Below are 23,933 nucleotides of genomic sequence, written 5' to 3' on the forward strand. Positions count from 1 at the left end.
AAAAATTGAGTTAAGTTCAGCAATAATCAAGCAGAGCTATGTTAAAAGAATGCTCTAGAGTGAGTCATTGAATATTTTATAACTAAATAGTTATTTTGAGAATTATTGAATATTGTGCTTTAGAATTGACTTAAAAACGCGATTAAAAATTTATTGAGAAATTAATTTCAAAAAATCTCAGCAGAAATTATACTGAAAATCCATAATAAGAATAGCATTTTCAAGAAATTTTGTTCCGAAACCATAACCAAAGAGTGATTGTAGTGATCACAAAAATTCATCAATCGCCTAAGCTAAAAATTAAGGCCCATTTGGTGTGTTGGTTGATGAAACAAATTGAACATTGGCTTTGATGCTGAAAATACTCCCTGGATCAATATCGAGAATCAAATGAATAGACAGATGGACATAGAATCGGTTGTTGAAATTTTGAAAGCAGACTATCAGAAATTTCCTAAGGATCAAACATTTGAAATTTACGATCGGGAGGTTTATTTCAAAGATCCAACGAGTGAATTTCGAGGAGTTGATCGCTACCGAAAAACGATCGCCTTTATTGATCAATGGTTTCAGGATCCTTGCCTCAGGCTGCATGAAATTGCTGTGACAACCGATCGCACGATCCGCACAGACTGGACTCTGACTTGGACTACACCAATCCCCTGGAAACCGCGAATTTCGATCACCGGTTGGAGCGAGCTGGGGCTGAATTCCCAGGGCTTAATCAACTCCCACATTGACTATTGGCAATGTTCCATCTGGGATGTGTTGAAACAGCATTTTGCTCGCGCAAACGGTTGACAGATCGCGCAACCTACCTGAGACAGGCTTCAAAAAGCTTTACAAAAAACGCCATAATGGAGGCGCACTGGGCGATCGTCTCCTCCGAAACAAAGGCAATTCCATCATGCGCGTAATTTTGATGACCGGCAAAGGCGGAGTCGGTAAAACCTCCGTCGCCGCAGCCACCGGCCTGCGCTGTGCCGAGCTGGGCTACAAAACCCTCGTCCTCAGTACCGATCCGGCCCATTCCTTAGCCGATAGCCTGGATTTAGAGTTGGGTCACGACCCGATCGCGGTGCGACCGAACCTGTGGGCGGCGGAGTTGGATGCCCTGGCAGAATTAGAAGGAAATTGGGGCGCAGTGAAGCGCTACATCACGCAAGTTCTGCAAGCGCGTGGCCTAGAAGGTGTGCAAGCGGAAGAATTGGCGATTTTGCCGGGAATGGACGAAATTTTCGCCCTGGTGCGCATGAAGCGGCACTACGACGAGGGTGAATACGAAGTCTTGATCATTGACTCAGCCCCCACGGGCACGGCCTTGCGGCTTTTGAGCCTGCCGGAGGTGGGCGGTTGGTACATGCGCCGCTTCTATAAGCCGCTGCAAAGCATGTCTGTCGCCCTGCGGCCATTGGTGGAACCGATCTTCCGCCCGATCGCTGGTTTTTCATTGCCGGATAAGGAAGTGATGGACGCGCCCTACGAGTTCTATGAACAAATTGAGGCGTTGGAAAAGGTCTTAACCGACAGTTCCCAAACTTCGGTGCGGCTGGTGACCAATCCAGAAAAAATGGTGATCAAAGAATCGCTGCGGGCCCATGCTTACCTGAGTTTATATAACGTGGCAACCGATATGGTAGTGGCCAATCGGGTGATTCCGGCGGAGGTGAGCGATCCCTTTTTCGATCGCTGGAAAGCCGATCAACAGAAATATAAGGATGAAATTCACGAGAATTTCTGCCCCTTGCCGGTGAAAGAAGTGCCGCTTTTTTCTGAAGAATTGTGCGGATTGGCAGCGCTCGATCGCCTGAAGGAAACCCTTTACCCCAACAACGAAGATCCTGCTCAGGTTTATTACAAAGAAACGACCCTGCGTGTGGTGCAGGTGGACAACACCTACAGTCTGGAAATGTACTTGCCGGGTATTCCTAAGAGCCAGATTGAACTGAGCAAAACCGGTGATGAACTGAATGTTCGGATCGGTAACCATCGCCGTAATTTGGTGTTGCCCCAAGCCCTGGCGGCTCTGCAACCAACGGGCGCTAAAATGGAAGAAGATTATCTGAAAATTCGCTTTTCAGAACCCGCTAAGGTCTAGCGTTGATTATCTGGTTTCCGTCACCTCAAATCCTGAAGGCTAAAAAGTCACGAACCTGGAAAATAATTTCCCTGGAAGATCGTAACCCTGAAAGATCGTGATCTTGGCAGATCGTGATTGTGCGAAAGTGCGGGGGCAAGGGGCTTAAGCCCCTTGTCTTTTGGGGAACTAGGTTAAGATAATTTGGGCTAAGTAGGTGCTGAGTTAAGACCAAACCGGCTTGTTTGGCATGGGTGACAGCAGGATCAGAGCTAGCCAGAACTGGATAGGTAATGATTTGGTTTTATAAAACTTCCTTGGTTCACAAGAATCATGAAAAAAACAATATTTTCGGTAGCGCTCTTTGGTAGCGCTTTTTTACTATTTTGGGTGCAATTTATTGTTGCAAAAAGCCTGCTGCCTCTGTTGGGGGGAACACCGGCCGTTTGGAATGTTTGCCAGGCTTTCTTTCAAATGATGCTGTTGGCCGGCTATGGCTATGCGGCTTGGTTGAGCGATCGCCCGTCGTTACGCTCTCAGTTTTGGATCCATGGAGCTGTGGCGATCGGGGGTGGGTTGGCGCTTTGGAGTCAGTTCAACCAAGTCTTGAGTCAATCAACCATTACTGTCGATCGCCCCTTAATCACTCTGCTCCAAATTTTGTTTTTAGGAGTGGCTTTGCCGTTTTTTGCCCTTTCAGCAACGGCTCCCTTGTTGCAACGGTGGGTATCGCAAACTCGCTTAGATTTAGGTAAGGATCCCTATGTCCTTTATGCTGCGAGTAATGCAGGCAGCTTGTTAGGCGTTTTGGGATATCCAGGGGCTATTGAGCCGCTCTTTTCCCTGCTGGAACAGCGACAATTTTGGCAATTGGGCTATGGGGTTGAGCTGCTTCTCATTGGGGCCTGTGTGCTAATTACTTGGCGCGATCGCAATTGGAATTCTGCGGGCGACTCAAATGACTTAGAACAATTTCTGCAATCAAAACAACAACCAGGATTAGAAAATTTTGAAAGTTTAGGAGACTTTAAAAAACTAGAAAGCCTCGAAAATCTAGAAGAATTAACAACATTACCAGAGCAATTAACCACCCTCGGCAATACACCAGCTAGTTCAAAAAATGGCGCAGTGGTCAATCGCTTAACGTTTGCTTCTGAGCCGGATAGCTCGCCAAACAAACCCTTGCAACCCACTTGGCGCGATCGACTCCAATGGGCCCTATTTGCCTTCTTGCCAGCCAGCTTATCGCTGGGTGTCACCACCTATGTCACCACGGATTTGGCGGCAATTCCCCTCTTTTGGGCAATTCCCCTCAGCCTTTATCTATTAACTTACATTGTCGCTTTTTCCAATTGGCGATGGAGCGCGATCGCCTATCCACTGTCGATCGCCAGCTTGCCATTATTGGTGACTCCGTTGGTGTTTTGGTCGCGCTTGGATGGGGCCCAAAATTTGTGGGTGATGTTGCCATTTCACTGGCTGGGATTTGCGATCGCGGCCTTTGTTTGCCATCAAACTCTGGCGCTAATTAAGCCATCCGTAACCTACCTAACGCAGTTTTATTTCTGGATTGCTTTGGGGGGAGCTTTGGGTGGATCGTTTAACGCGATCGCTGCGCCCTACCTATTTCCCACAACCCAAGAATATCCCCTGATTCTGATTTTGACGCTGCTGTCGGTGATTAACTCCCACCGCTTGCCCAAGTGGAGTTGGATTGCGATCGGGCTGGGGTTTGGCGCACTGCTAGCAGGAATTAATTTCAATCATCTGACAGACTATTGGGCTGCCTATTGCGTTGCTTTTGGCTTGCTGGCCTCGATTGGTTGGGCGCTGCAATTGCGCAAAACTAAGATCATTTCTGCGGGACTGGCCATTATTTTAATGATGCAATTTTCCGTGGGCTTACGGGGTGAGGTGTTGTTAATTGATCGCAGCTTTTTTGGAGTGAATCGGGTGGTGCGCGATCGCTCAAGACAGGTCATGTCCTTGCTCCACGGCTCCACACTCCATGGCCAACAAAGCCTGCTTCCCCAACGGCGCGATCGACCGCTCACCTACTTCACAGAAACGGGTCCGATCGGGGAATTTTTTGCGGGGTTTAATCAATCTCGGCGCGATCAGGTGGCGGTTTTGGGCCTGGGCATTGGCACGTTGGCCAGCTATGCCCAACCGGATCAGCAATGGACATTTTATGAAATTGATCCCACAGTGAAGTTGATCGCTCAAAATCCCACCTATTTCAGTTTCTTGGAACTGTCGAAGGGTAAGGTAGTGGTGGAAATTGGGGATGGTCGTTTAAAAATGCAAACGGTGGGCGATCGCTCCCTGGATTTGGTGATTATGGATGCCTTTAGCTCCGACTCCATTCCTGTGCATTTAATTACCCGTGAAGCCATTGCCAGCTATCTCAACAAACTGACCGATCGGGGCTTGATTTTGGTTAACATTACGAATCGCTATCTTGATCTGTTGCCTGTCTTGGGAGCCATTAGCCAGGACTTGCGCTTAACGGCGATTCATCGCTGGGATTTACGGGTTTTGGAAGCGGAAAAAGCAATCGGTAAAACCCCTTCCCATTGGGTGGCAATCGCCCGATCGCCCCAGGATCTGAATTGGTTAATTGATCGCCCCCAAACCCAATGGCAACCGGTTCCACCCCAACCCCCTAGCCAACTTTGGACAGACGATCGCTCCAGTTTGCTATCGGTGATTCGATCGCGCTAAATCCGTTCCCAAGTGGTGGGCAAATTGAGAAACCTTTATCCCTGAAAAACTATTGGGGTGGTAATCCATCGAGCGTAATAATCGATTCCAAAATCGGCTTAGCCGCCGGAGCCGCCACCACCCCGCCAGAGCCACCCGGAGGTTCATCAAAAATGGTCATCACCACATATCGAGGATTTTCAACGGGAAAAATGCTGACAAAACTGGCAATGACAGCCCCGCGCCGATAGCCGCCCCGTTCATCTTGTTTTTGGGAAGTGCCGGTTTTGCCCGCAATCCGATAACCCGGAATTTGAGCCCGTTTGCCCGTGCCCTGAGACACCACGGTTTCCATCATTTTCAGCACCTCGCGGGTGGTGGCGGCGGAAAAGACGGGCATCGGTTCCGGGTGGGCCGGTTGCCAATAGGGTTGCCCTTCAACGGTGCTGAGGCTGTCCACAATGTGCGGCGTGACGAGTTTTCCCCCATTGGCCAGGGCCGCGATTGCCCGCACCAGTTGTAGCGGTGTGATGGCAACCCCTTGACCAAAAGAGGTGGTGGCACGGTCAATTTTGGAGGCTAAAAAAGTCTGACGATCTTTAATTTGACCAGGGGTTTCAAAGGGCAAATCAACCCCGCTAGCTTGATTAAAACCCAGGCGCTGTAAGTATTGATAAAACACCCCTGGATCTAATCGCAAACCAATCCGAACTGTGGCAACATTGCTCGAAGTTTGGATGACTTTGCTCAGATTCAATTTCCCTAGCCTGGCAAAGTTGAAATTGCGAATGATTCGATCGCCCACTTGCACCGAACCATTGTCATCAAAAGTGTCATCCAAACTCAACACCCTCGAATCCAGCCCCATGGCCATCACCAGCGGCTTGAAGGTTGACCCCGGTTCGTACAAATCCGAAACCACCCAATTCCGGAAACGGGCAACATCCGCCTCTGAGTAGCGATTGGGATTGTAGTTGGGTTCACAAACCAGGGCCCGAATGGCTCCCGTTTGCACATCCAGGACGATCGCGGCTCCCTTTTTGGCGCGGCTGGCGGTCATTTGAGCTTGCACGGCGGCCCGGGCGGCCCGTTGCAATCGCAAATCAAGGGTTAATTTGAGCTGTAAATCGTCTAAATAGGTCAACTGGTTCAGCCGATCGTTTTCCAGGCTGCCCAAGCGCGGCAGGGCATAGCCACCCGGGGCCCGTTCCAGGGTCACAGGACTGACCGATCGCGCCAACAGTCGCCCCATGGAATATTCCAAGCCGGTCTTACCTTGGCCGTCAAATAGGTTCACATAACCCACAATCTCCGCCGCCATCTCATCCTGGGGATAGACCCGACCGGGCCGCTCATGCAACTCCAGCCCATCCAAGGCCGTGCGCCGAATCCGTTGGGCCTGGTCTTCCGTCAGGGACTCGTGGAGCCGAATGCCGCTGCGGCCTCGCTCCAGTTTTTGGGCCACCTCCGTCACCGGTTCCTGCAAAATCGAAGCCACAAGGGCCGCCACCACGGATTTGGGCTTGTTGAATAGCTTGGGGTGGGCGTAGAGGGTGTAGGTGACCCGATCGAGCGCCAGCGCCACCCCGCGTCGATCGACAATTGAGCGGCGAGGCGCAAAGGGTTTGACCGTTACTCGCTGTTGGGCGCGGGCCCGATTGGTGAGGGTTTCGCCCTGAACGCCCTGTAACCACACCAACCGCAATACCAACCCCGCCACAGCCGCCAGCAAAACGCCGCCCACAACCGTCACCCGTTGGCGGGACGGGTTCACCTGGCGTGGGTCGGGCAACTGGGCGCGAATTTGCCGCCAGGTTTGCTCCCATTTTTGGGCCCGTGAGTCATCCCGATCGGGCGTTGGCCCCAACCAAGATTGAGGGTGCGATCGAGGGCGCGATCGGGCGCTGGGGCCCGGCTCACCGGAGCGATCGCCCCGTTTGCGAAATGCTTTGACGTTGAACGCTTCCAAGGGCCAATCGTCTCCTGCTCCTTGCCAATCGGCCGCCGATCCAAAGCTGCGGCGCGATCGCGCATCCCGATCGCCCGAGGCAGCATCTTCAGCGGGGTCAAACCGACTCATGGGCAGGCACAATCAATCGCAAGCGGTAACAGATCAAATCTTAAGGGGCGGTGGAGTGTTTGTGTGGGGAATAAATCGATAAAATAGCCTCGTCGCTGTGGTCTCAAAGCTTCCGGGCTATTTCTTTCCCCAATTTCGTTTTCCAAGCGATCAATACTCCATTTTTTGAAAGGTGCAAGGGATTTATGCGTGTTTTAGTGATGGGTGGAACGCGGTTTATTGGCGTTTATCTGACCCGATTACTGGTGGAAAAAGGTCATGAAGTCACCCTGTTGAATCGTGGTCGCAAGCCCTCGCCCGTTGAAGGTTTGGAAGTCATTCAGTGCGATCGCACCCAAGGCGATGAATTGAAATCAAAACTAGCCCATCGCCACTTTGAATGGGTGTTTGATAATAACGGTCGCGAACTCAGCGACACGCAACCGCTGGTGGAAGTGTTGCGCGGTAAAACCGAGCATTTTCTCTACATGAGTTCGGCTGGTGTTTACCTGAAAACCGACCAATTGCCCCACTGCGAAGCAGACCCCGTTGATCCCAAAAGTCGTCACAAGGGCAAACATGAAACGGAAAGTTATTTAGCCCACCATGATGAACCTTTCACATCATTTCGACCAACCTATATCTACGGGCCCCTGAATTACAATCCGCTGGAATCTTGGTTTTTTGATCGGATTGTGCGCGATCGCCCAATTCCCATTCCCGGCAACGGATTACACATCACCCAACTGGGCCATGTGGCTGACTTGGCTAGTGCAATGGTGGCGGCGGCTGGTAACCCCAAAACCATTGGCAAAATCTACAACATTTCGGGCGATCGCTACGTCACGTTTGATGGCTTGGCGCGGGCCTGTGCATTGGCTGCCGGTAAAGATCCGGAGCAATTGCAATTGATTCATTACGATCCCAAGCAATTTGATTTTGGCAAGCGAAAGGCTTTTCCAATGCGCGTGCAGCATTTCTTTGCCAGTAATCAACAAGCAAAACAGGATTTGGGATGGCAACCTGCCTACGATTTGGTTTCTGGGTTGCGAGATGCGTTTGAAAATGATTACTTACCGTCGGGAGCCGATCGCGCGGAAGTGGACTTTTCAACTGATGAAGAAATCGTGAAAGCCTTGGCTTAAATCTGCCGAAAATTCTCGCGAAATCGTGGGTGACAAGGGGCTTCAGCCCCTTGTCTGGTTGTGTTGAAGATGTCCATAGATTCTGATTAGGGTCGAGAGCGACCTGTGAGCAGAAATCCGAGGCGAATGATGCAGGTGATGATGACGCAAACCAGCCCGATCGCCCCGGCCAGCACGATCAATTCCAACAGGGCTAACCCGTTTCGCAACAGAGGAATCAGGCTGACTACCCCGATCGTAATCACCGGCAACAGCAATAAATCCCACCGCTCGATCGTCCGCGACTGTTGCAGCGCCACCAAAATAATCAGCAACCACAGGCCCGGCACGGCCGCCTCAATGCCGAACAATTGCCCCAAACTTTGCCCAAAGTTCCAAATTAATGTGCCCTGAACACCAGTAAACAGGCTGTGGCTGATCCACTCGCGCGTGCTGAAGGGTGTGCCCGATCGCGCCTTGCCCTTGCTGGGTTTTGGGGAGGTGGCGGGTTGCGGTTGGGTTGGCGCTGGAGGATGGGGCGCAAGGGGGGCGGGGCCGGCGGCCACTGGCTGAGAGGTGCTGAGTTTGGGTGGCACGCTCAAAATTTGCAAACTGGGCTGGCCCGCGCCGGGATTCACCAACGGCAAAATGGTCACCTGATCAAGCCGCGCCAGCACCTCTTGGGCCGAGCTGAACCGTTGATTGGGCGTGAGCTGCACCAGCCGATCGAGCACCACGGCCAACTCATCGCTGACCGTCACCCCCGATCGCCAGCGCCATTGGCCCTGAAACGAGTCATAAAGGGTTTCAGGCGCTTGCCCCGTTAACAACACCAGGCAAGTGACCCCCAAGCTATAGAGATCCGTGGATGGGAAAACCATCCCGCCGGTCACCTGCTCCGGCGGCGCAAATCCGGTGGAATAGATGCTGGTGGACTGGTTATTCGAGCCTTGGGCCGCCAACCGCACGGAACCAAAATCCAACAAAAACAGCCGCCCATCCCGCCGCCGCATCAGATTTGAGGGTTTGATGTCTCGGTGAATGGCTCCCCGATCGTGAATGAAATGCAGCACCTTCAGCACTTCTCGCAACACGATCCGCGTTTCTGCCTCTGAGAAAGGGCCCTGATCCGCTAGCTCTTCTTCCAGATTTTGCCCGTCAATGAATTCCTGAACAATGTAGAAGTAGTCCTGCGTGCGATCGCCCGTTGGGGTGGGAACCGTGAGCGGAAAAAAGGCGAACAGATCCGGAATTTGAGGATGCTCATGGCCCAAAGATTCCAGCACCGCCGCTTCCTTCACAAACAAAGATTGGGCCAGGGCTAGGCGATCGCCCTGAAGATCGGCCGGCGGCAAAAACTGTTTCACCACGCATTTACGGGTTGCGGGGGTGTAGCGATCGATCGCTAAATAAGCCGCTCCGAAGCCGCCCTGCCCCAACAGGCGAATCGGCAAATAGCGACCGCCCAAAATTTGCGGCATTCCGCAGCGCGAACAAAACTTTTGCCCCACAGACACCAGGGTCTGAGGGTGATCCAGATCGGGAAACTCGTTCCGGGGGCGATCGCACCCCGGCCGCGTGCAGTAAACCTCCATGGGGATTGCCTTCGGTCGCTGCCTCCAGTCTAAGCCAGGGGCCGCAACGGCCGGCAATTATTCCCCAGAAGGTCAATGGTTCAGATTTCTGATCAACTTTCTGATCAACCGGTTTCTGATCAAAATTTTAAAATTGGTTTCCGATTTGGTTGCCTATTGTTTTTTGATCACTTGTTTTCTAAAAATCGGTTAACCCAAGATTGATTAGTTTGAAATTGATTAGTTCGAGATGAATTAATTCAAGATTGATTAACCCAAGATGGATTAATTCAAGATTGATGAATCTCAGATTAATTAATCCAAACTAATCAGCATTTCCGGCTCCGGAGAGCTAGGGACGCTCGGGGGCGGTGGATATAAATCGGCCGAAGCAAAATGGGGCAAAATGTCGCGAGTGAAGGCTTCTGCGGCCTTGGAGCGATAGCGGTTGGGGTTGGTAATCACCTTGAGGATTCGCTCAACCCGGAAGTTTTCGATTTGGCTGCGGTGGAGGTGGCCTAATTGCAGTTCTTTTTCGATCGCCGCTACGGAGACAAAGGCCGCGCCGAGACCTGCTTGAACTGCGTTTTTAATGGCTTCGATCGAGTTCAATTCCATATCCACCTTGAGGCGGCGGGTGTCAATTCCCGACTGACTCAAGACCGTATCGATCACTTTGCGGATGGTGGATTGGGAGTCAAGGGCAATGAAAGACAACCCATAGAGATGTTCCCGATCGATGGGATCAAGCTGGGCCAAGGGGTGCTGAGGTGGCAAAATCAGTGCCAGCTCATCGCGGGCATAGGCCAACACTTCCAAGGACTCTTGCAGCTCGGCCGGCACTTCGCCGCCAATGATGGCCAGGTCGATTTGGCCATTCGACACGCTCCAGGAGGTGCGGCGGGTGGAATGCACATGCAACTGCACCCCCACCTCGGGATATTTGTCGTGGAACATGCCAATCATCCGAGGCAGCAAATAAGTCCCGGTGGTTTGGCTGGCCCCCACGATCAAGGTTCCGCCTTGGAGGTTTTGCAAATCTTTGATCGCCCGGCAGGTTTCCTGGCAAAGGGTCAGAATCTTTTCGCCGTAACTCAGCAGCATGTGGCCTGCTTCGGTTAGTTGGGCCCGGCGACCGCCGCGATCGAACAGGGGCACATCCAATTGGCGCTCTAGGTTTTGTACCTGCAAGCTCACCGCAGGTTGCGAAACATAGAGGCTATCGGCAGCCCGCTTAAAGCTTCCTTCGGCGGCGATCGCCTTGAGGATGCGGAGTTGGTCAAGCGTGAATGGCAAATCGGACATAGACAGTACTACAGCCTGGAGAAAGCCATCGAGTGGAATGGGATGGAAATCGATCGGGAGTTGGCGAAGAAAGCCGTTGCTGCAAGATGTTGCGGCGCGATCGGGTGAAACGGCACAGGGCGAAACAGCACAGGGCGCAACAACACGAGGCGAAACAACATGAGGCGAAACAACACGAGGCGAAACAGCCTTTTGGCGGAAGGTTGTACTGGGAAGAGTCCCCAACGACAACCATCAGGGCCCGGGCCAAATTCACAGGCCCACCATTCTGGAGAAAGGAGGCGTGAATCGAGAGGTTACGGGGCGACTGAACCGTAGACAGTGAACCTTAGGCGATCGAACGGTGACAAATGATCATCAACCTAGGATCTCATCTCGACCTAGCCGCACGATCGCCCGTTCTTCATTATTCTGAAGCAGACCCCCACCATTTGATTAAAAACATTTATGAGAAAATTTCGGTTCCCTGATAGACCCAGGATCAAACACAGCACCAATCCCTGCGGCGCACCGACCAAAAACCGGTAAATTCCTATCCTGGTGGTGCTGAGGCCAGTTTCTGTCGTCTTCCAGCCACCTTTGGGGATCTCCAACTCTCTCTGGGGTTGTTTCCAGCTATCTTGGGTTGCCTCTGGTGATTTCCAGCAATTTTCGGGGCGATTTCTGACGCTCTCGGGTCACCTGTGGCGATTTCCAGTCACCTTTGGTCATTTTCGATTATTTCGGGTTTTGCCCGACTGGATCAACGATCCTCCCTCTGCCCTCACTGCCGATTGCGTGATTGATTGCATCATGATTTCCATTTTCTCCCTCGGATTTACTGGATCGATCGGCTCGATCGGGGCAATGAGTTCCCTCCTGGGTTTGGCCCCTTGGCTCACTCCCGCCTGGTTTCCCGCCAGCCATTGGATCATGCTGGGTTTGTTGGTGGGGTTTGCGGTTTTGCACAGCGGCCTGGCAGCCCTGCGGATCAAAGGCGAAGCTCTGATCGGCGCGCGGGCTTACCGGGTGTTGTTCGCCTTGGTCAGTTTGCCGGCCGCGGGATTGTTGATTACCTACTTTTTCAACCATCGCTACGACGGGATCCAACTTTGGCAACTGCAAGGGGAAGCCTGGGTGCAGCCGGTGGTTTGGATCTTGTCGGCCATTTCATTTCTGTTCCTCTATCCGGCCACCTTTAACCTGTTGGAAGTGGCCGCCGTCGCCAAGCCCCAAGTTCACCTGTACGAAACGGGAATTATTCGGATCACTCGCCATCCCCAGGCGATCGGGCAAATTATTTGGTGCGTGGGCCATGCCCTTTGGTTGGGAACCAGTTTCATGATGGTGACCTGTGCCGGTTTGATTGCCCATCACCTGTTTGCAATTTGGCACGGGGATCGGCGCTTGTATGGCCGCTATGGCGATGCATTCTTAAAAGTCAAGGAACGCACATCAATCATTCCTTTTCGGGCAATTTTTGACGGCCGCCAAACCCTTCAGCTTGCGGAATTTTTGCGTCCGGCCTATGTGGGGGTCACGGCCTTTGTGTTGGGATTTTGGTGGGCCCATCCGGCGCTCATTCGGCTAACGGCTAGCGTAAACTGGTAGGTATCGATCGCCGGGGACAGAGGACATTTCTAGATTGGTTTGCGTGACTAGCCTTCCTGAAATGTGCCAAATTCCCGGCGATTTTTGATTATTTTCGTTTATTGCTCGTCCAGCGTTTTTTAATATTTCTTTGCCGGTTCATAATGCTAGATACCATGGATGACTCCAGCTTCGATCGGGAAGTGCTACAAACGCCCGGTTTGGTGTTGGTGAACTTTTGGGCCCCTTGGTGTGGATTGTGTCGTTTGATTGATCCCCTCCTGAATAAGCTGCGATCGGACTGGGGTGAGTCGATCAAGTTGGTTAATGTCAATGCAGACAGCAATCTGAGATTAGCCAATTCCTATCGCCTCACCACCCTGCCGACGGTGATTTTGTTTCAGGATGGAAAACCAATTTTTCGGCTCGATCGCTTTGAAGGCAAAGAAGAGTTTTTGCGCCACCTAAACCGTGCTGTGAATCAAGTGGAATTGTCTCGATCGCTTACGTCCTAAGCAGTTTTCAAGCCGCCGTCGGTTCAAAGCCCCCTAAAACCGCCGATTGCGTCCTTGGCGACTTGATTGGCGACCTGCGCGATCGGGGTGGGTCTGCTCTGCTGTTGGCGAACTCAAGCCCGCATCAGTCTCTTGTTGCCGTCTCTTGTTGCCGTTTTATGGATTGGTATCGCGTCCTTCGTCCGTTGGTGTTTTCGCCCTTGGCTCCTAGCCCCGAACGGGCCCACGACCAGGCCATGGAGTTATTGCAAGGGTTGGCTCAGTTGCGGCGATCGGCCACGGGGCGATCAATGCTCGCCAACCTGCGCCATTGGTTCAGTGCCCAAACACCGGAACTGAGTCAAACCCTCTGGGGCTTAAAGTTTGAGAACCCCGTGGGCCTGGCGGCTGGTTTTGACAAAGATGGGGTAGCCGCCGGGGCTTGGGAGCAACTGGGGTTTGGGTTTGCGGAGTTGGGCACGGTGACGCTCCATTCCCAGCCGGGCAACCCGCAACCTCGGCTCTTTCGCCTGCTGCCCGATCTCGCCGTCCTGAACCGAATGGGATTCAACAACCAAGGGGCTGCGGCGCTGGCTGAACGGCTGGCCGCCCTTCGCCCTTCCCCCTGGGAAAATCCCAACATCCCGATCGGGGTCAACCTGGGCAAGTCCAAAATCACTGAATTGGAAGGAGCCGCCGCCGACTATTTGGGCAGCTTCCGGCTGCTGAAGGATTGGGGCGATTATTTCGTGGTGAATGTGTCTTCGCCCAACACACCCGGCCTGCGATCGCTCCAAGATGCCGATCGACTCGGGGAGATTTTGGACAGCCTTCAGCAAGACAACCAAGGCCAGAAGCCCTTGTTGGTGAAAATTGCGCCAGATTTGGAATGGAGCGCGATCGATGACGTAGTGGGCCTTGCCCAGCGCTTTGGCCTAGCGGGGGTGATTGCCACCAACACCACCATTCGCCGCGACCAACTGCAAACCAAAACCCTGAAGCAAACGGGCAACCCAATCACCGCCGAAGCCGGGGGCATTAGCGGCCAACCCCTGCGCGATCGGGCCACGGAAGTCATTCACCATATCTATCGCCAAACCGCTGGCCAACTGCCCATTATTGGCGTGGGTGGTATTTTCAGCGCCGAAGATGCCTGGGACAAAATTGCCGCCGGGGCCAGTCTCGTGCAGGTCTACACCGGCTTTGTCTACGAGGGGCCGGGACTGCCCCGCCGCATTGCTGAGGGCTTGGCGGCCAAGCTGGCGGAGCGTGGCTGGTCATCCATCACCCAGGCGATCGGCTGTGGTCACGGTTCCTTGGAGCAATAAGCTCGATCAAGCTGATCAAACCCAATCGATCTGACCCAATCGATCTGACCTAATCGGTCAAATCGAATCGGTCAAAGGAAATTGGTCAAAACCAGCACCGTTGCTACGGGAGAGCGATAGAATTCAACCTGTAAAACCCCTTTCATGAGTTTTTGACCAATGAAAGCTTGGATGAAATCGATCGCCCGTCGCGCTAGCCTGCTGGTGGCTGCCGTCGTTCTGTTTGCTGGTGTGTTGTTCGCCGTGGCTCCCAGCGCCCTGGCCGAAACCCACAGCGTGGAAATGACCAACCTGCTGAAGTTCTCCCCTGAAACCGTGACCGCCAAGGCTGGCGACACGATCGTTTGGTCGAACCCCGCTGGTTTGCCCCACAACGTGGTGTTGGAAGATGCCTCGAAGTTTGACGCGGCTGAAGTGAAGAAACTGGGCCAACTGTTGGGCAAAGGCGAAGCTGGCTTCACCCTGCCGAGCGACCTGCCTGCTGGCACCTACAGCTACTACTGCGCACCTCACCGTGGCGCTGGCATGGCCGGCAAGATTGTGGTTCAGTAACCACCGGCTAATTTATTAGGCTAATGACATTGGCTAACTACACTTTGTGGCAAGCCAGATAGCCCCAAGAATGCGATCGAGCGATTATGGAAAATGCAACCATGGGCCTAGTGCCTAAGGGGCTAAAGCCACGCTCAAAATCGCTAAAACTGACAGGATGATTGGGATCTAGGCTGATGGACTAGGAGCGACCTGGCTCCATCACTTGACAGGCTTTCGGTTGACGAGTCCTTGATTGATAGGTTTTTAATTCACGAGGTTTCGATTTTTTAGATCAGCTTAAGTTGGCTTCAGTCGGCTTTAGGCTGGCTTTAAGTTAGCTTTAAATCAGCACTGTTTTCCCTTGATTGAGACCAGTATTAATGCATTTGAAGATCGGCGCGCAACTCAAATGGCGAACGGAACGCTAACGGTATTAACAGGCCCCAGCGGCGTGGGTAAGGGCACATTGGTGAAGCTGTTACGCGAACGCCATCCCGATTTGTATTTATCCGTTTCTGCCACCACGCGATCGCCCCGTGACGGCGAAGTGGACGGGCAGGATTATTTCTTTGTGTCGCGCGATCGGTTCATGGCCATGGCCGAAGCGGGTGACCTGCTGGAGTGGGCTGAGTTTGCCGGTAATTGTTATGGAACCCCGCGCCAACCGATTGTGGAGCGTCTGGCGCGGGGCGAGCAGGTGTTGTTGGAAATTGAGTTAGAGGGAGCGCGTCAGGTCAAAACCACGTTTCCCGAGGCGTTTCGGGTGTTTGTGTTGCCGCCGTCGTTGGATGAGTTAGAACGACGGTTGCGATCGCGTGGCCAAGATGCCGAAGCGGCGATCGAGCGGCGTTTGGCCCGGGCCCGCGAGGAAGTGGCCGCCGCCGATGAATTTGATCAGCAGGTGGTGAACGACGACCTAGACAAGGCGCTGATTCAACTGGAATCGATTATGTTCTCTCCGATCGCAACCCCTGTGGCTGGCGAAAGCTGATCAACCCTTTCGCTGCCAGTTCCCAAAGCCAGTTCCCAGACTTTTCGCGAATCGAAATCATGGGTCTTTGGGGCCTGTTTTCATTGCCCCAATCGTCGTAGGGGTTGGGTCTACCAACCCTCGCCCGGGCGATCGCCACAACCCTATCCACCCCTGGGAACACCCAAGGATCACGGGAATGGGCGAGGAGACCTCGCCCCTACGACTGATTGTTTGAAAAACGAGGTCATCAGGGTTTCAGGCGATTTGACGACGCGCCCTAATCCTCCGGGAGGTCATCCCGTTCCAGGTCATAGAGCACCTTTTCCAAATACCAATCTTCATCCATGTTGGGGTAATGGTCTCGGGCCCGATCGAGCAAGGTTTGTGCGATCGCTTCCTGGCCGCCAACCCGCCCCAACAGCCGCTGCCAAAGGGGATTTTGGGACTTTTGGGGCAACCCCGGAGACAGGTTCACCGGCTGCTGCAACATCTTGAGTTGTTCCAAGGTGGCGCGATAGCGTTCCCAGTCGTTGCGATCGCAAAACAAGCTGGCGGCGGTTTGGTAGTCCTCGATCGCCTGTTTCAGGTTTTCTTGGCGAACGGCTGCTTGGGCCCGCAACAGCAAAATGGTGGGCCGATCGCCCCCCAACTCCAATGCTTGGTTATAGTCCCCGATCGCGGCGCTGTAGTTTCCCAGTGCCTGTTGGGCATCGCCCCGAGCCAGCCACAGCAGCGGGTTTTGGTCATCTTGGGCTAAGGCTTGATCTAAATCCGTCAACGCCCCCGTTCGATCGCCCATTTCCAGCCTGGCCCTGGCTCGGTAACGGTAGAGCGTGGCATCAGCCCCACCCCCTTGAATCGCCCGGTTGCAATCCGCGATCGCCCCTTGCCAGTTACCTTGCTTAATGCGCACCGCTGCCCGACAAGCCAGCGCCTTTGGATCCACAGGATCCAACTTCAGGGCCCAATCTAACTCCGCGATCGCCCCCTGTATATCTCCCGACTCTGCCCGGTTCAAAGCCTGGGCATAAAAGGCCTCTGGGCGCATCATCGCTCCCACGGGTGCGCCCGTATTGGGTGTGCCCGTGTTGGGTGTGCCCGTGTTGGGTGTGCCCGTGTTGGGTGTGCTCGCATCGGACGCACCTGTACTGGATGTGCCCGTGGCGGCGGCCTGCAAACTGGCCAACGTGGGCGGTGCATTAAACGGGGGCAACGGTTCCGTCAGCACAGGCGGACTGGCGTTGGGTTGTAGTTGCTTCAGTAAATCCAAACATTGCCGGGCCCCCACGGGATCGCGGCGATCGAGATAAAGCTCCGTCGCCTTGCGCAAGCTGACGATCGCGGCGGTCAAATCTCCTCGCTTACGCAGGGCCGTTGCCTTCAGTTGGTGGGCCGCTGGATTTTGAGGATTGAGCTGCAGCAGATGGGCTAAATCATCCAACGCCCCATCAAAGTGATCCAAAACCACACGAACCAAGGCTCGGCCATAGAGAGCCGGTTGATAATCATTGGCCAGTTCGATCGCCCGCGAATAGTCAAAAGCGGCCTGTTGTAATCGGCCCATATCAAAATAGGCCAAACCCCGCCGGTAATAGGCTTCAGCCCAATGGGGATCCGCCGCAATGGCTTGGTCAAAGCAAGCGATCGCCGCTGCTTGGTCGCCTTGTTTTGCCTGCTCGATGCCCTCCCAGAAGGCCGCATTATCAGTCATTACGCCGCCTCGCTGATCACATACCAACCGCCGTCATTAGGGCAATCCTAGCAATTGGTAGAGAGCTTGCGGTGATTTGTATCAATCCATACGGATTTTGAGGCGAACTTTCTTGGATTGCCGCCCCCAATTCCTCAACAACAGGGCTGATCATCAACAACCCTTGGTGAAGACCGGGCCAACCCACTCATAATAAATGCGGAGCTGTTGATTGCTGGTTAGTCCCGCCGTGTGGTGACTGGCCACTCGGCTTGGTGGTTGCTGCAAGCTGTCCACCGCTCGATTCATCCAATAACTGATTCAGCAGTCCATCCGGTAATCCAATCGGTGATTCAATTCGGCGATTCAATGGAAATTCAATAACGAGCACCTCAGTTCGTGCATCTAGTCGGAGATCTGGAGATCTAGTACATCGGGAAATGCATCAGGCAATCCATCAGGGTCTTGGGATGAATGGGTTAGGATCAGGTGATCGCGCGGCTCTGTGCGGCGATAAACAGCCCTAGCACTGTTTGAGTACTGATTTTGGATATTAATTTGGATATTAGTCGTGATCAATTAGCCCCAAGCCGCCCGCTTACCTCTTAGCGATCGCTGGGGACGTTGCTCATGGTCAGCCGGCCCCATCGGCCCAAACACTGCATCACGGCTGCCAAAAACGATTCAAACGATTTCACTGATTCAGGCGTTTGCTTTTTCCTATCCTGTGCTTGATTCTCACCAAATTATTCCCGCTGTCCGTTCCCTGTCCCTGGGCGAAGCTGGCTACCTTGCGGCAACGCAAGCGCTGGTGATTTCAGCGGACAAAACTATCGCAGACATGGTGCAGCATCTTCAGGGAATTCACCCATCGCAGATTGCTGAATCACAATTGATTGTGCTGGTGTTGCCGACGGCCCAGGGCGAGAAGCCGATCGGGGTGCTGACGGTGAGCGAGCTGGCCTGGGCCGTGGCGACCCAGCGGGAATTGGCCACCTCTGCCCTCATGAGCCTGGCTAGACCACCCGTGACCTTGCCCGCTCAGACCAATTTGCAAACCGCTTGGGACACGTTTCAGGCTCAAAAATGCGCCTGGTTGGTGTTGCTAGAGGAGCAGGGAGTTTTTGCGGGGGTTATTTCTCGTACTGCTTTGCTGGAAGCGGTGGTGGAACGGGGCGGTCTGGCTGGTCAGTTGTCAGAACCAGCCCCAGACTCAGACTATTCCCCGCTAATTTGTTCGCAGCCGGTGCATGGCTACTGGTCTGCCGGTTTGACCCATTTCCTGGGACAAGTGGGCGATGGGGTTGCCCAAGTGGTGAACGATGGGGTTTGGGAATGGAACCTAACGACTGATCGCCTGGTGTTGTCGCCTCGGTGGAAGGCCCTGTTGGGCTATGGCCCCTCGGAGTTGGCCGATGAGTGGGCCACTTGGGAACAGCGGCTCATTGAGGAAGATCGATCGACCCTGAACAATCTGCGGCAGGCGGTGCAGGTGAACCAGGCCAACTGCATTCAACTGATTCAGCGGTTTGAGCACCGCAATCAAAACATTGTTCATGGCCTGGTGCGGGCGGTGCGCCACAGCGCGGTCAACGGGGAAGATATCCTTTGGGGAGTCCTGACGGACATTAGCGAATTGGCCCGTACCCAACAAGAACTGGCGGATATTCTCGACAGTTCGATCGATGGAATTGCTGCCCTGCGCACGATCCGCAACGGGGCCGGGCAGATTGTGGATTTTTTGTGGACGGCGGTGAACGCCTCGGCCGAAATGGTGCTGGGGCGATCGCGCAATCAACTGCTGAATCGACAACTGCTTGATCAAGTGCCCCTTGTGCGCCAAGACGGCCTCTTTGAAGCCTATGTGCGGGTGGTGGAAACTGGCCAAGCCTTCAGTCGATCGCTCCGAATCACCCAAGTTGACGGCCGCGATGCTTGGTTGCAACTCACGGCGGTGAAATTAGGCGACGGCCTGACCCTGACTTTTCGGGATGTGACCCAAACCAAGCAGGCCGAACAGGTGCTTCAGGAAACCAATCAACAACTGGAGCGACGCATTGAGGAGCTGAAGTTTCGCAACCGCGAAATGGCGCTGCTGAGTGAAATGATTGATTTCCTGCAGGTTTGCGTGACCGTGGAGGAAGCCTACACCGCCGTGGCTGACCTGGTGCAAGCCCTGTTTCCCGGCTGTTCCGGGGCCCTGTTTACCCTGGAATCGACTCGCGTGGCCCTGGAGGCGGTGGCCACTTGGGGCCCTGACCCGATCGGGGAAACCCTGTTCTATCCCGATGATTGCTGGGCCCTGCGTCGTGGCCGCATCCATTGGGCCGAGCACAAACACACGGGGTTGCTCTGTCGCCATGCCCACCCCCTGGGATCCCAAGCGGAATCCCTTTGTTTGCCGATGATGGCCCAAAGCGAAACCCTAGGACTGCTGTATCTTTGCACCCCGCAGCACGATTCCCTTTCGGCTCCAAAACAGCAACTCGCCCGCACCGTGGCGGAGCAGGTGGCCTTGGCCATTTCCAACCTGCGATTGCGGGAAACCCTGCAACAACAAAGCATCCGCGACCCGCTCACCGGTCTCTATAACCGACGCTATTTAGAGGAAGCCCTGGAGCAAGCGGTTTGTCGGGCCCGGCGCGATCGCTCCCCGATCGGGGCGATCATTTTGGACATTGACCATTTCAAACAATTCAACGACACCTTTGGCCACGATGCCGGAGACTTGGTGTTGCAGGAAGTGGCGCAATTTCTGCAAAGTCGCATCCGAGGTTCCGATATCGCCTGTCGCTATGGTGGCGAGGAAATGACACTGATTTTGCCCGGAGCCACCCTCGAAGAAACGGTGCAACGGGCGGAGGTGATGTGCCAAGAGCTGAAGTATTTATCCTTGCGTCACGGTGGGCAAACCCTGGGGGCAATTACTGCCTCCTTTGGGGTGGCCAGTTTTCCGCAACATGCGGTTACCGTAGCCACCCTTTTGCAAGCGGCCGATGCCGCTCTCTATCAAGCGAAATGGGCCGGGCGCGATCGAGTTGTTGTGGCCCAAAGTTAAAAAAAACCAAGATTAAAAGAACCTAAGGTTAAAAGTCGATCTTGAAATCAATCTTGAAAGCAACATTTCGGGGCTAATCAAGCCTCAAAAACGATAACTCATTCCCTCTCATCAGACCACAAATTTCAATAGAAAATTGCCAGCCAAATGGTTTCCACATCCGGGTCTGTCCAAGCAACCCGATGTTTTTGGTGAGCAGGAATATTGAAATAGTCACCAGGCTTTAGCTCAACCCTGCCTTCCGGTAGTTCCAAATGGGCACGACCTTGAAGCACCAAAACCCACTCAGATTGCGCTTGGTCGTACCAAAACTCAGGTTCCGATCGGTGTCCCTTTGATAAAATTCGCTCAATTTTGATCTCGGGAGTTTGCAAAATCGTCTCAAAGATCTCTTCGGGTAACTCGATCGGGAGATTTTGAAAGAGGTTATTGGTGAATAAATGATTTTGAGAAGTGCTTTTCAATAAGCAGCGATCTTGTATCCGGTTGCTGGGTTCGTCACAGCTCATAACGTTGACTATTCCTAGATTAGCCGATGGGCCAGGTTTCAATTGGGTTCAACTCCTAGCCATCTTGTAATCTCTACCATTGATCTTGCCCTAATTTTCTGATGGTTATGTTAAAAATAACTACGGCGCGTCTGGGATGAGCCAATAATTTTTGTGCCCAAGACCATCAATAATTTGCCAAGCTGGCTCAAATCATTCAATTTGTCAGCAATTTTTCGCTAGTCCATCATCGTTAGGGGCAATCCACCATGTCGCGGAATCGGTTTTTGGAAGCATTTTGGGGTTTGAGTGCAGATGAAGCGCGATCGTTTCAACTTCCCGGAGCCAAGCCCCACTATCTCCCCGATCGCCCGGTGCGCACGCAACATGTGGCCCTTGATTTGGTGTTGGATATTCCCAATTGCCAGGTCACGGGAACTTGCTCGATCGACCTGTTGCCCGTACAAGATGGAGTCGATCGCCTGGAATTAGATGCGGTGGCGATGCAAATTCAAGGGGTGCGAGTGGGCAAAACCGCCCAGAAATTTGAGTATGACGGCGAAAAATTAGCCATCACCCTTGCGGAACCAACCCAGCGCGATCACCTCTTTAAATTAGTCATTGACTATCAATTAGATCGTCCCCAACGAGGCATTTATTTTGTGCAGCCCACGGCGGACTATCCCAATAAAAATGTGCAAGTTTGGACTCAAGGCGAGGACGAAGATTCTCGGTTTTGGTTTCCCTGCTTTGATTTTCCAGGGCAACTCTGCACCTCCGAAATGCAAGTGCAAGTGCCCAGTGGTTTGCTGGTGCTCTCAAATGGAGAGCTGATTAATCAGACCACTAAGGGCAAAACCACCACTTATCATTGGCATCAAAAACAGCCTCATCCGGTTTATCTGTTTACCCTAGCCGTGGGAGATTTTGCAGAGATTAAGGATGAGTGGCGCGGCCGACCTGTGAGCTATTACACCGCTCAAAATCGGGCTTCGGAAGCCCAGCGCACCATGGGCAAAACGCCAGCGATGATGGACTTTCTCAGCGAAAAATTTGACTATGACTATCCCTATAGCAAGTATGGACAAGCTTGCATGGAGGATTTCATTTTCGGGGGTATGGAAAACACCTCCATGACCCTGTTAACCGATCGCTGTTTGTTAGATGAACGAGCGGCGAGCGATAATCGCAATTCCGAGGCTTTGGTGGTTCATGAGCTGGCTCACCAGTGGTTTGGCGATTTGCTGGTCATTAAGCATTGGTCTCATGCTTGGCTGAAAGAAGGCATGGCTACCTATTCCGAAACCCTCTGGACTGAACATGAATATGGATCGGAGGAAGCGGCCTACTATCGCCTGGGTGATCAACGGGCCTATTTAGGGGAAGATCGGCGGCGCTACCGGCGGCCCATGGTGACCCATGTTTATCGCGAGCCGATCGAACTCTACGATTGCCATACCTACGAAAAGGGCGGCTGTGTTTACCACATGCTGCATCAGGAATTGGGCGATGATTTGTTTTGGAAATCGATTCAAACATTTGTCAAAAATCACGCCTTTGGTGCCATCGAAACGATCGACCTCTTGCGGGCGATCGAACAGGCAACGGGTCGCAATTTGTTGTTTCTGTTTGATCAGTATGTGTTTCGAGGAGGCCATCCTGATTTCAAAGTTGCCTATAGCTGGGATGGGGAAAATAACATTGCAAAATTGACCGTGATCCAAACCCAAGCTAAGGAAGGGGATTTGGAGACGCTGTTTAATTTAAAAATTCCGGTGGCCTTTGCAACCCTCAGCTATGAAGCAGCCAGCCTTGCTCCGAAATCGAAAAAGTCAAAAAAAGCGGCGGCCCCCGCCCCCAAGATCACGTTCAAAACCGTGAAGCTGGCCATTCACGATCGGGAACAAACTTTCTATTTCCCCTTGGAGCAAAAACCAGATTTCGTCAGTTTTGATCCGGGGAATCATTGGCTCAAAACGGTGGAGCTAGATTATCCGCTGCCGGAATTGAAAGCCCAATTGCAGTTTGATCCTGACCCGATCGCCCGGGTGTTTGCGGCTAAGGCGATCGCCCAAAAAGGCACGCTGGAGGCCTTGAATGCTTTGGCCCAATCCCTGACTCGCGATCGCTTCTGGGGGGTGCGTGCCGAGGTGGCCGATCACCTGGCCACCATTGGCTTGGATGGGGTGTTGGCGGCCCTGAAGCCGGGGTTGAAGGATTCGGATCCCCGCGTGCGTCGATCGGTGATTCAGGCCATTGCTTCCCTCAAAACCGAGGCGGCTTATTCGGTGCTGGAGCCGATCGCCAAAAAGGGTGATGCCAGCTATTCCACCGAGTCGGCGGCCTTGGCGGCCATCGGGTCGATCGCGTCTGCCCAACCGGCCTTGGCCGATCAGGCGATTACGCTGCTCAAATCTGCCCTGAAGAAGCGATCGGGCTGGAATGAAGTGGTGCGATCGGGGGCCATCAGTGGCCTGAGCGCCCTCAAAACCTCCGCCGCCGCCCTGGAACTGATTTTGGAAACCAGCCAACCGGGCATTCCCCAGGCCCTGCGCTTGGCGGCCATTCGGGCCCTGGGCGCGGTGGCCAACGGTCAAGAAGCCCCAGCGGTCGATCGGGTCTTGAATGGGCTGCAAACCTACGCCCGCGAGAGCTTTTTCCTAACCCAAGTGGCGGTGGTGGCTGCCCTGGGACAACTGGAAACCACCAAAGCGATCGGGATTTTGCAAGGGTTGGCCAGCCAGTCGCCCGATGGCCGCGTGCGCCGGATGGCAGAAGAAGCTGTGAAGCGAGTGCAGCACAATGCGGGTTCTGATCGCGCCTTGGATCAGGTACGCCAAGAGTTAGATCAACTGAAAAAAGACAACCAAACCCTGCGATCGCGCCTGGAAGATTTGGAAGCAAAATCGAAACCGCAACCCGCGAGCTAAGGGCCATTGCACTCGATCTCGCTCAAC

The 23,933-nt window shown here is 53.5% G+C and carries 17 protein-coding genes; 11 read left to right on the forward strand and 6 right to left on the reverse strand.

The features are described 5' to 3' along the window. Nucleotides 1-402 precede the first annotated feature (402 nt). The 3 genes from H6F46_RS10810 to H6F46_RS19850 all read left to right on the forward strand — a co-directional run bounded on the left by H6F46_RS10810 (nt 403) and on the right by H6F46_RS19850 (nt 4,801). Entirely contained in the window at nt 403-801 is a 399-nt protein-coding gene (locus tag H6F46_RS10810; protein WP_190355224.1) for a DUF2358 domain-containing protein, read from the forward strand. A gap of 106 nt (nt 802-907) precedes the next feature. Next, the gene (locus H6F46_RS10815) at nt 908-2,098 is read left to right on the forward strand and encodes a TRC40/GET3/ArsA family transport-energizing ATPase (protein ID WP_190355223.1); all 1,191 of its coding nucleotides are present in this window, start codon (nt 908-910) and stop codon (nt 2,096-2,098) included. A gap of 369 nt (nt 2,099-2,467) precedes the next feature. Continuing rightward, nucleotides 2,468-4,801, forward strand: coding sequence for a fused MFS/spermidine synthase (locus H6F46_RS19850; RefSeq protein ID WP_190355222.1), 2,334 nt, complete (start codon nt 2,468-2,470; stop codon nt 4,799-4,801). Nucleotides 4,802-4,850: 49 nt separating this feature from the next. Here H6F46_RS19850 and H6F46_RS10825 read toward each other — a convergent pair whose 3' ends face one another. Continuing rightward, a complete protein-coding gene (locus tag H6F46_RS10825) occupies nt 4,851-6,860 on the reverse strand; it encodes a penicillin-binding protein 2 (RefSeq protein ID WP_199291507.1) in 2,010 nt (669 codons plus the stop codon). 185 nt (nt 6,861-7,045) lie between these two features. Here H6F46_RS10825 and H6F46_RS10830 point away from each other — a divergent pair, with 185 nt between their 5' ends. Continuing rightward, on the forward strand, nt 7,046-7,984 hold the full coding sequence (locus H6F46_RS10830; protein WP_099532553.1) for an NAD-dependent epimerase/dehydratase family protein: 939 nt from the start codon (nt 7,046-7,048) through the stop codon (nt 7,982-7,984). 86 nt (nt 7,985-8,070) lie between these two features. On the opposite strand, the gene H6F46_RS10835 is transcribed toward H6F46_RS10830, so the two are convergent. From H6F46_RS10835 to H6F46_RS10845, 3 genes are all read right to left on the reverse strand, one after another. Then, a complete protein-coding gene (locus H6F46_RS10835) occupies nt 8,071-9,558 on the reverse strand; it encodes a serine/threonine-protein kinase (RefSeq protein WP_099532554.1) in 1,488 nt (495 codons plus the stop codon). A gap of 294 nt (nt 9,559-9,852) precedes the next feature. Continuing rightward, nucleotides 9,853-10,842 (reverse strand): LysR family transcriptional regulator, encoded by a 990-nt coding sequence (locus tag H6F46_RS10840; protein WP_099532556.1) that lies wholly within the window; start codon nt 10,840-10,842, stop codon nt 9,853-9,855. Nucleotides 10,843-10,850: 8 nt separating this feature from the next. Next, nucleotides 10,851-11,018 carry a hypothetical protein gene (locus H6F46_RS10845; RefSeq protein WP_190355221.1) on the reverse strand — a complete coding sequence of 56 codons (168 nt, stop codon included), beginning with the start codon at nt 11,016-11,018 and terminating at the stop codon, nt 10,851-10,853. Nucleotides 11,019-11,688: 670 nt separating this feature from the next. On the opposite strand from H6F46_RS10845, the gene H6F46_RS10850 reads away from it, so the two are divergent. The 5 genes from H6F46_RS10850 (at nt 11,689) to gmk (ending at nt 15,758) form a co-directional block, all read left to right on the forward strand. Beyond that, nucleotides 11,689-12,432, forward strand: coding sequence for an NnrU family protein (locus H6F46_RS10850; protein WP_099532584.1), 744 nt, complete (start codon nt 11,689-11,691; stop codon nt 12,430-12,432). A gap of 155 nt (nt 12,433-12,587) precedes the next feature. Next, nucleotides 12,588-12,926 (forward strand): co-chaperone YbbN, encoded by a 339-nt coding sequence (locus tag H6F46_RS10855; protein WP_234406677.1) that lies wholly within the window; start codon nt 12,588-12,590, stop codon nt 12,924-12,926. 158 nt (nt 12,927-13,084) lie between these two features. Continuing rightward, complete coding sequence (locus H6F46_RS10860) at nt 13,085-14,233, forward strand: quinone-dependent dihydroorotate dehydrogenase (RefSeq protein ID WP_190355220.1); 1,149 nt, start codon at nt 13,085-13,087, stop codon at nt 14,231-14,233. A 159-nt stretch (nt 14,234-14,392) separates the two neighbouring features. Then, nucleotides 14,393-14,785: a plastocyanin/azurin family copper-binding protein gene (locus H6F46_RS10865; RefSeq protein WP_199291508.1), complete on the forward strand. Its 393-nt coding sequence runs from the start codon at nt 14,393-14,395 to the stop codon at nt 14,783-14,785. A 391-nt stretch (nt 14,786-15,176) separates the two neighbouring features. After that, nucleotides 15,177-15,758: a guanylate kinase gene (gene gmk, locus H6F46_RS10870; RefSeq protein WP_099532560.1), complete on the forward strand. Its 582-nt coding sequence runs from the start codon at nt 15,177-15,179 to the stop codon at nt 15,756-15,758. A gap of 259 nt (nt 15,759-16,017) precedes the next feature. On the opposite strand, the gene H6F46_RS10875 is transcribed toward gmk, so the two are convergent. Further along, nucleotides 16,018-17,451: a tetratricopeptide repeat protein gene (locus H6F46_RS10875; RefSeq protein WP_190355219.1), complete on the reverse strand. Its 1,434-nt coding sequence runs from the start codon at nt 17,449-17,451 to the stop codon at nt 16,018-16,020. A 706-nt stretch (nt 17,452-18,157) separates the two neighbouring features. Here H6F46_RS10875 and H6F46_RS10880 point away from each other — a divergent pair. Then, complete coding sequence (locus H6F46_RS10880) at nt 18,158-20,488, forward strand: diguanylate cyclase (protein ID WP_099532563.1); 2,331 nt, start codon at nt 18,158-18,160, stop codon at nt 20,486-20,488. A 125-nt stretch (nt 20,489-20,613) separates the two neighbouring features. On the opposite strand, the gene H6F46_RS10885 is transcribed toward H6F46_RS10880, so the two are convergent. Further along, nucleotides 20,614-20,952, reverse strand: coding sequence for a cupin domain-containing protein (locus tag H6F46_RS10885; RefSeq protein ID WP_242027896.1), 339 nt, complete (start codon nt 20,950-20,952; stop codon nt 20,614-20,616). 293 nt (nt 20,953-21,245) lie between these two features. On the opposite strand from H6F46_RS10885, the gene H6F46_RS10890 reads away from it, so the two are divergent. Continuing rightward, nucleotides 21,246-23,906 (forward strand): M1 family metallopeptidase, encoded by a 2,661-nt coding sequence (locus H6F46_RS10890; protein WP_190355217.1) that lies wholly within the window; start codon nt 21,246-21,248, stop codon nt 23,904-23,906. Nucleotides 23,907-23,933: the final 27 nt, after the last annotated feature.

Origin of the sequence: Limnothrix sp. FACHB-1083, assembly GCF_014696485.1 — a bacterium.
GTDB lineage: Bacteria > Cyanobacteriota > Cyanobacteriia > CACIAM-69d > CACIAM-69d > CACIAM-69d.

Excerpts from the sequence above, each read along its gene's own strand:
- H6F46_RS10810 (WP_190355224.1), top strand. The coding sequence starts at position 403 with ATGGACATAGAATCGGTTGTTGAAATTTTGAAAGCAGACTATCAGAAA.
- H6F46_RS10815 (WP_190355223.1), top strand. The coding sequence starts at position 908 with ATGCGCGTAATTTTGATGACCGGCAAAGGCGGAGTCGGTAAAACCTCC.
- H6F46_RS10825 (WP_199291507.1), bottom strand. The coding sequence starts at position 6,860 with ATGAGTCGGTTTGACCCCGCTGAAGATGCTGCCTCGGGCGATCGGGAT.
- H6F46_RS10830 (WP_099532553.1), top strand. The coding sequence starts at position 7,046 with ATGCGTGTTTTAGTGATGGGTGGAACGCGGTTTATTGGCGTTTATCTG.
- H6F46_RS10835 (WP_099532554.1), bottom strand. The coding sequence starts at position 9,558 with ATGGAGGTTTACTGCACGCGGCCGGGGTGCGATCGCCCCCGGAACGAG.
- H6F46_RS10840 (WP_099532556.1), bottom strand. The coding sequence starts at position 10,842 with ATGTCCGATTTGCCATTCACGCTTGACCAACTCCGCATCCTCAAGGCG.
- H6F46_RS10850 (WP_099532584.1), top strand. The coding sequence starts at position 11,689 with ATGAGTTCCCTCCTGGGTTTGGCCCCTTGGCTCACTCCCGCCTGGTTT.
- H6F46_RS10855 (WP_234406677.1), top strand. The coding sequence starts at position 12,588 with ATGGATGACTCCAGCTTCGATCGGGAAGTGCTACAAACGCCCGGTTTG.
- H6F46_RS10860 (WP_190355220.1), top strand. The coding sequence starts at position 13,085 with ATGGATTGGTATCGCGTCCTTCGTCCGTTGGTGTTTTCGCCCTTGGCT.
- H6F46_RS10865 (WP_199291508.1), top strand. The coding sequence starts at position 14,393 with ATGAAAGCTTGGATGAAATCGATCGCCCGTCGCGCTAGCCTGCTGGTG.
- gmk (WP_099532560.1), top strand. The coding sequence starts at position 15,177 with ATGGCGAACGGAACGCTAACGGTATTAACAGGCCCCAGCGGCGTGGGT.
- H6F46_RS10875 (WP_190355219.1), bottom strand. The coding sequence starts at position 17,451 with ATGACTGATAATGCGGCCTTCTGGGAGGGCATCGAGCAGGCAAAACAA.
- H6F46_RS10890 (WP_190355217.1), top strand. The coding sequence starts at position 21,246 with ATGTCGCGGAATCGGTTTTTGGAAGCATTTTGGGGTTTGAGTGCAGAT.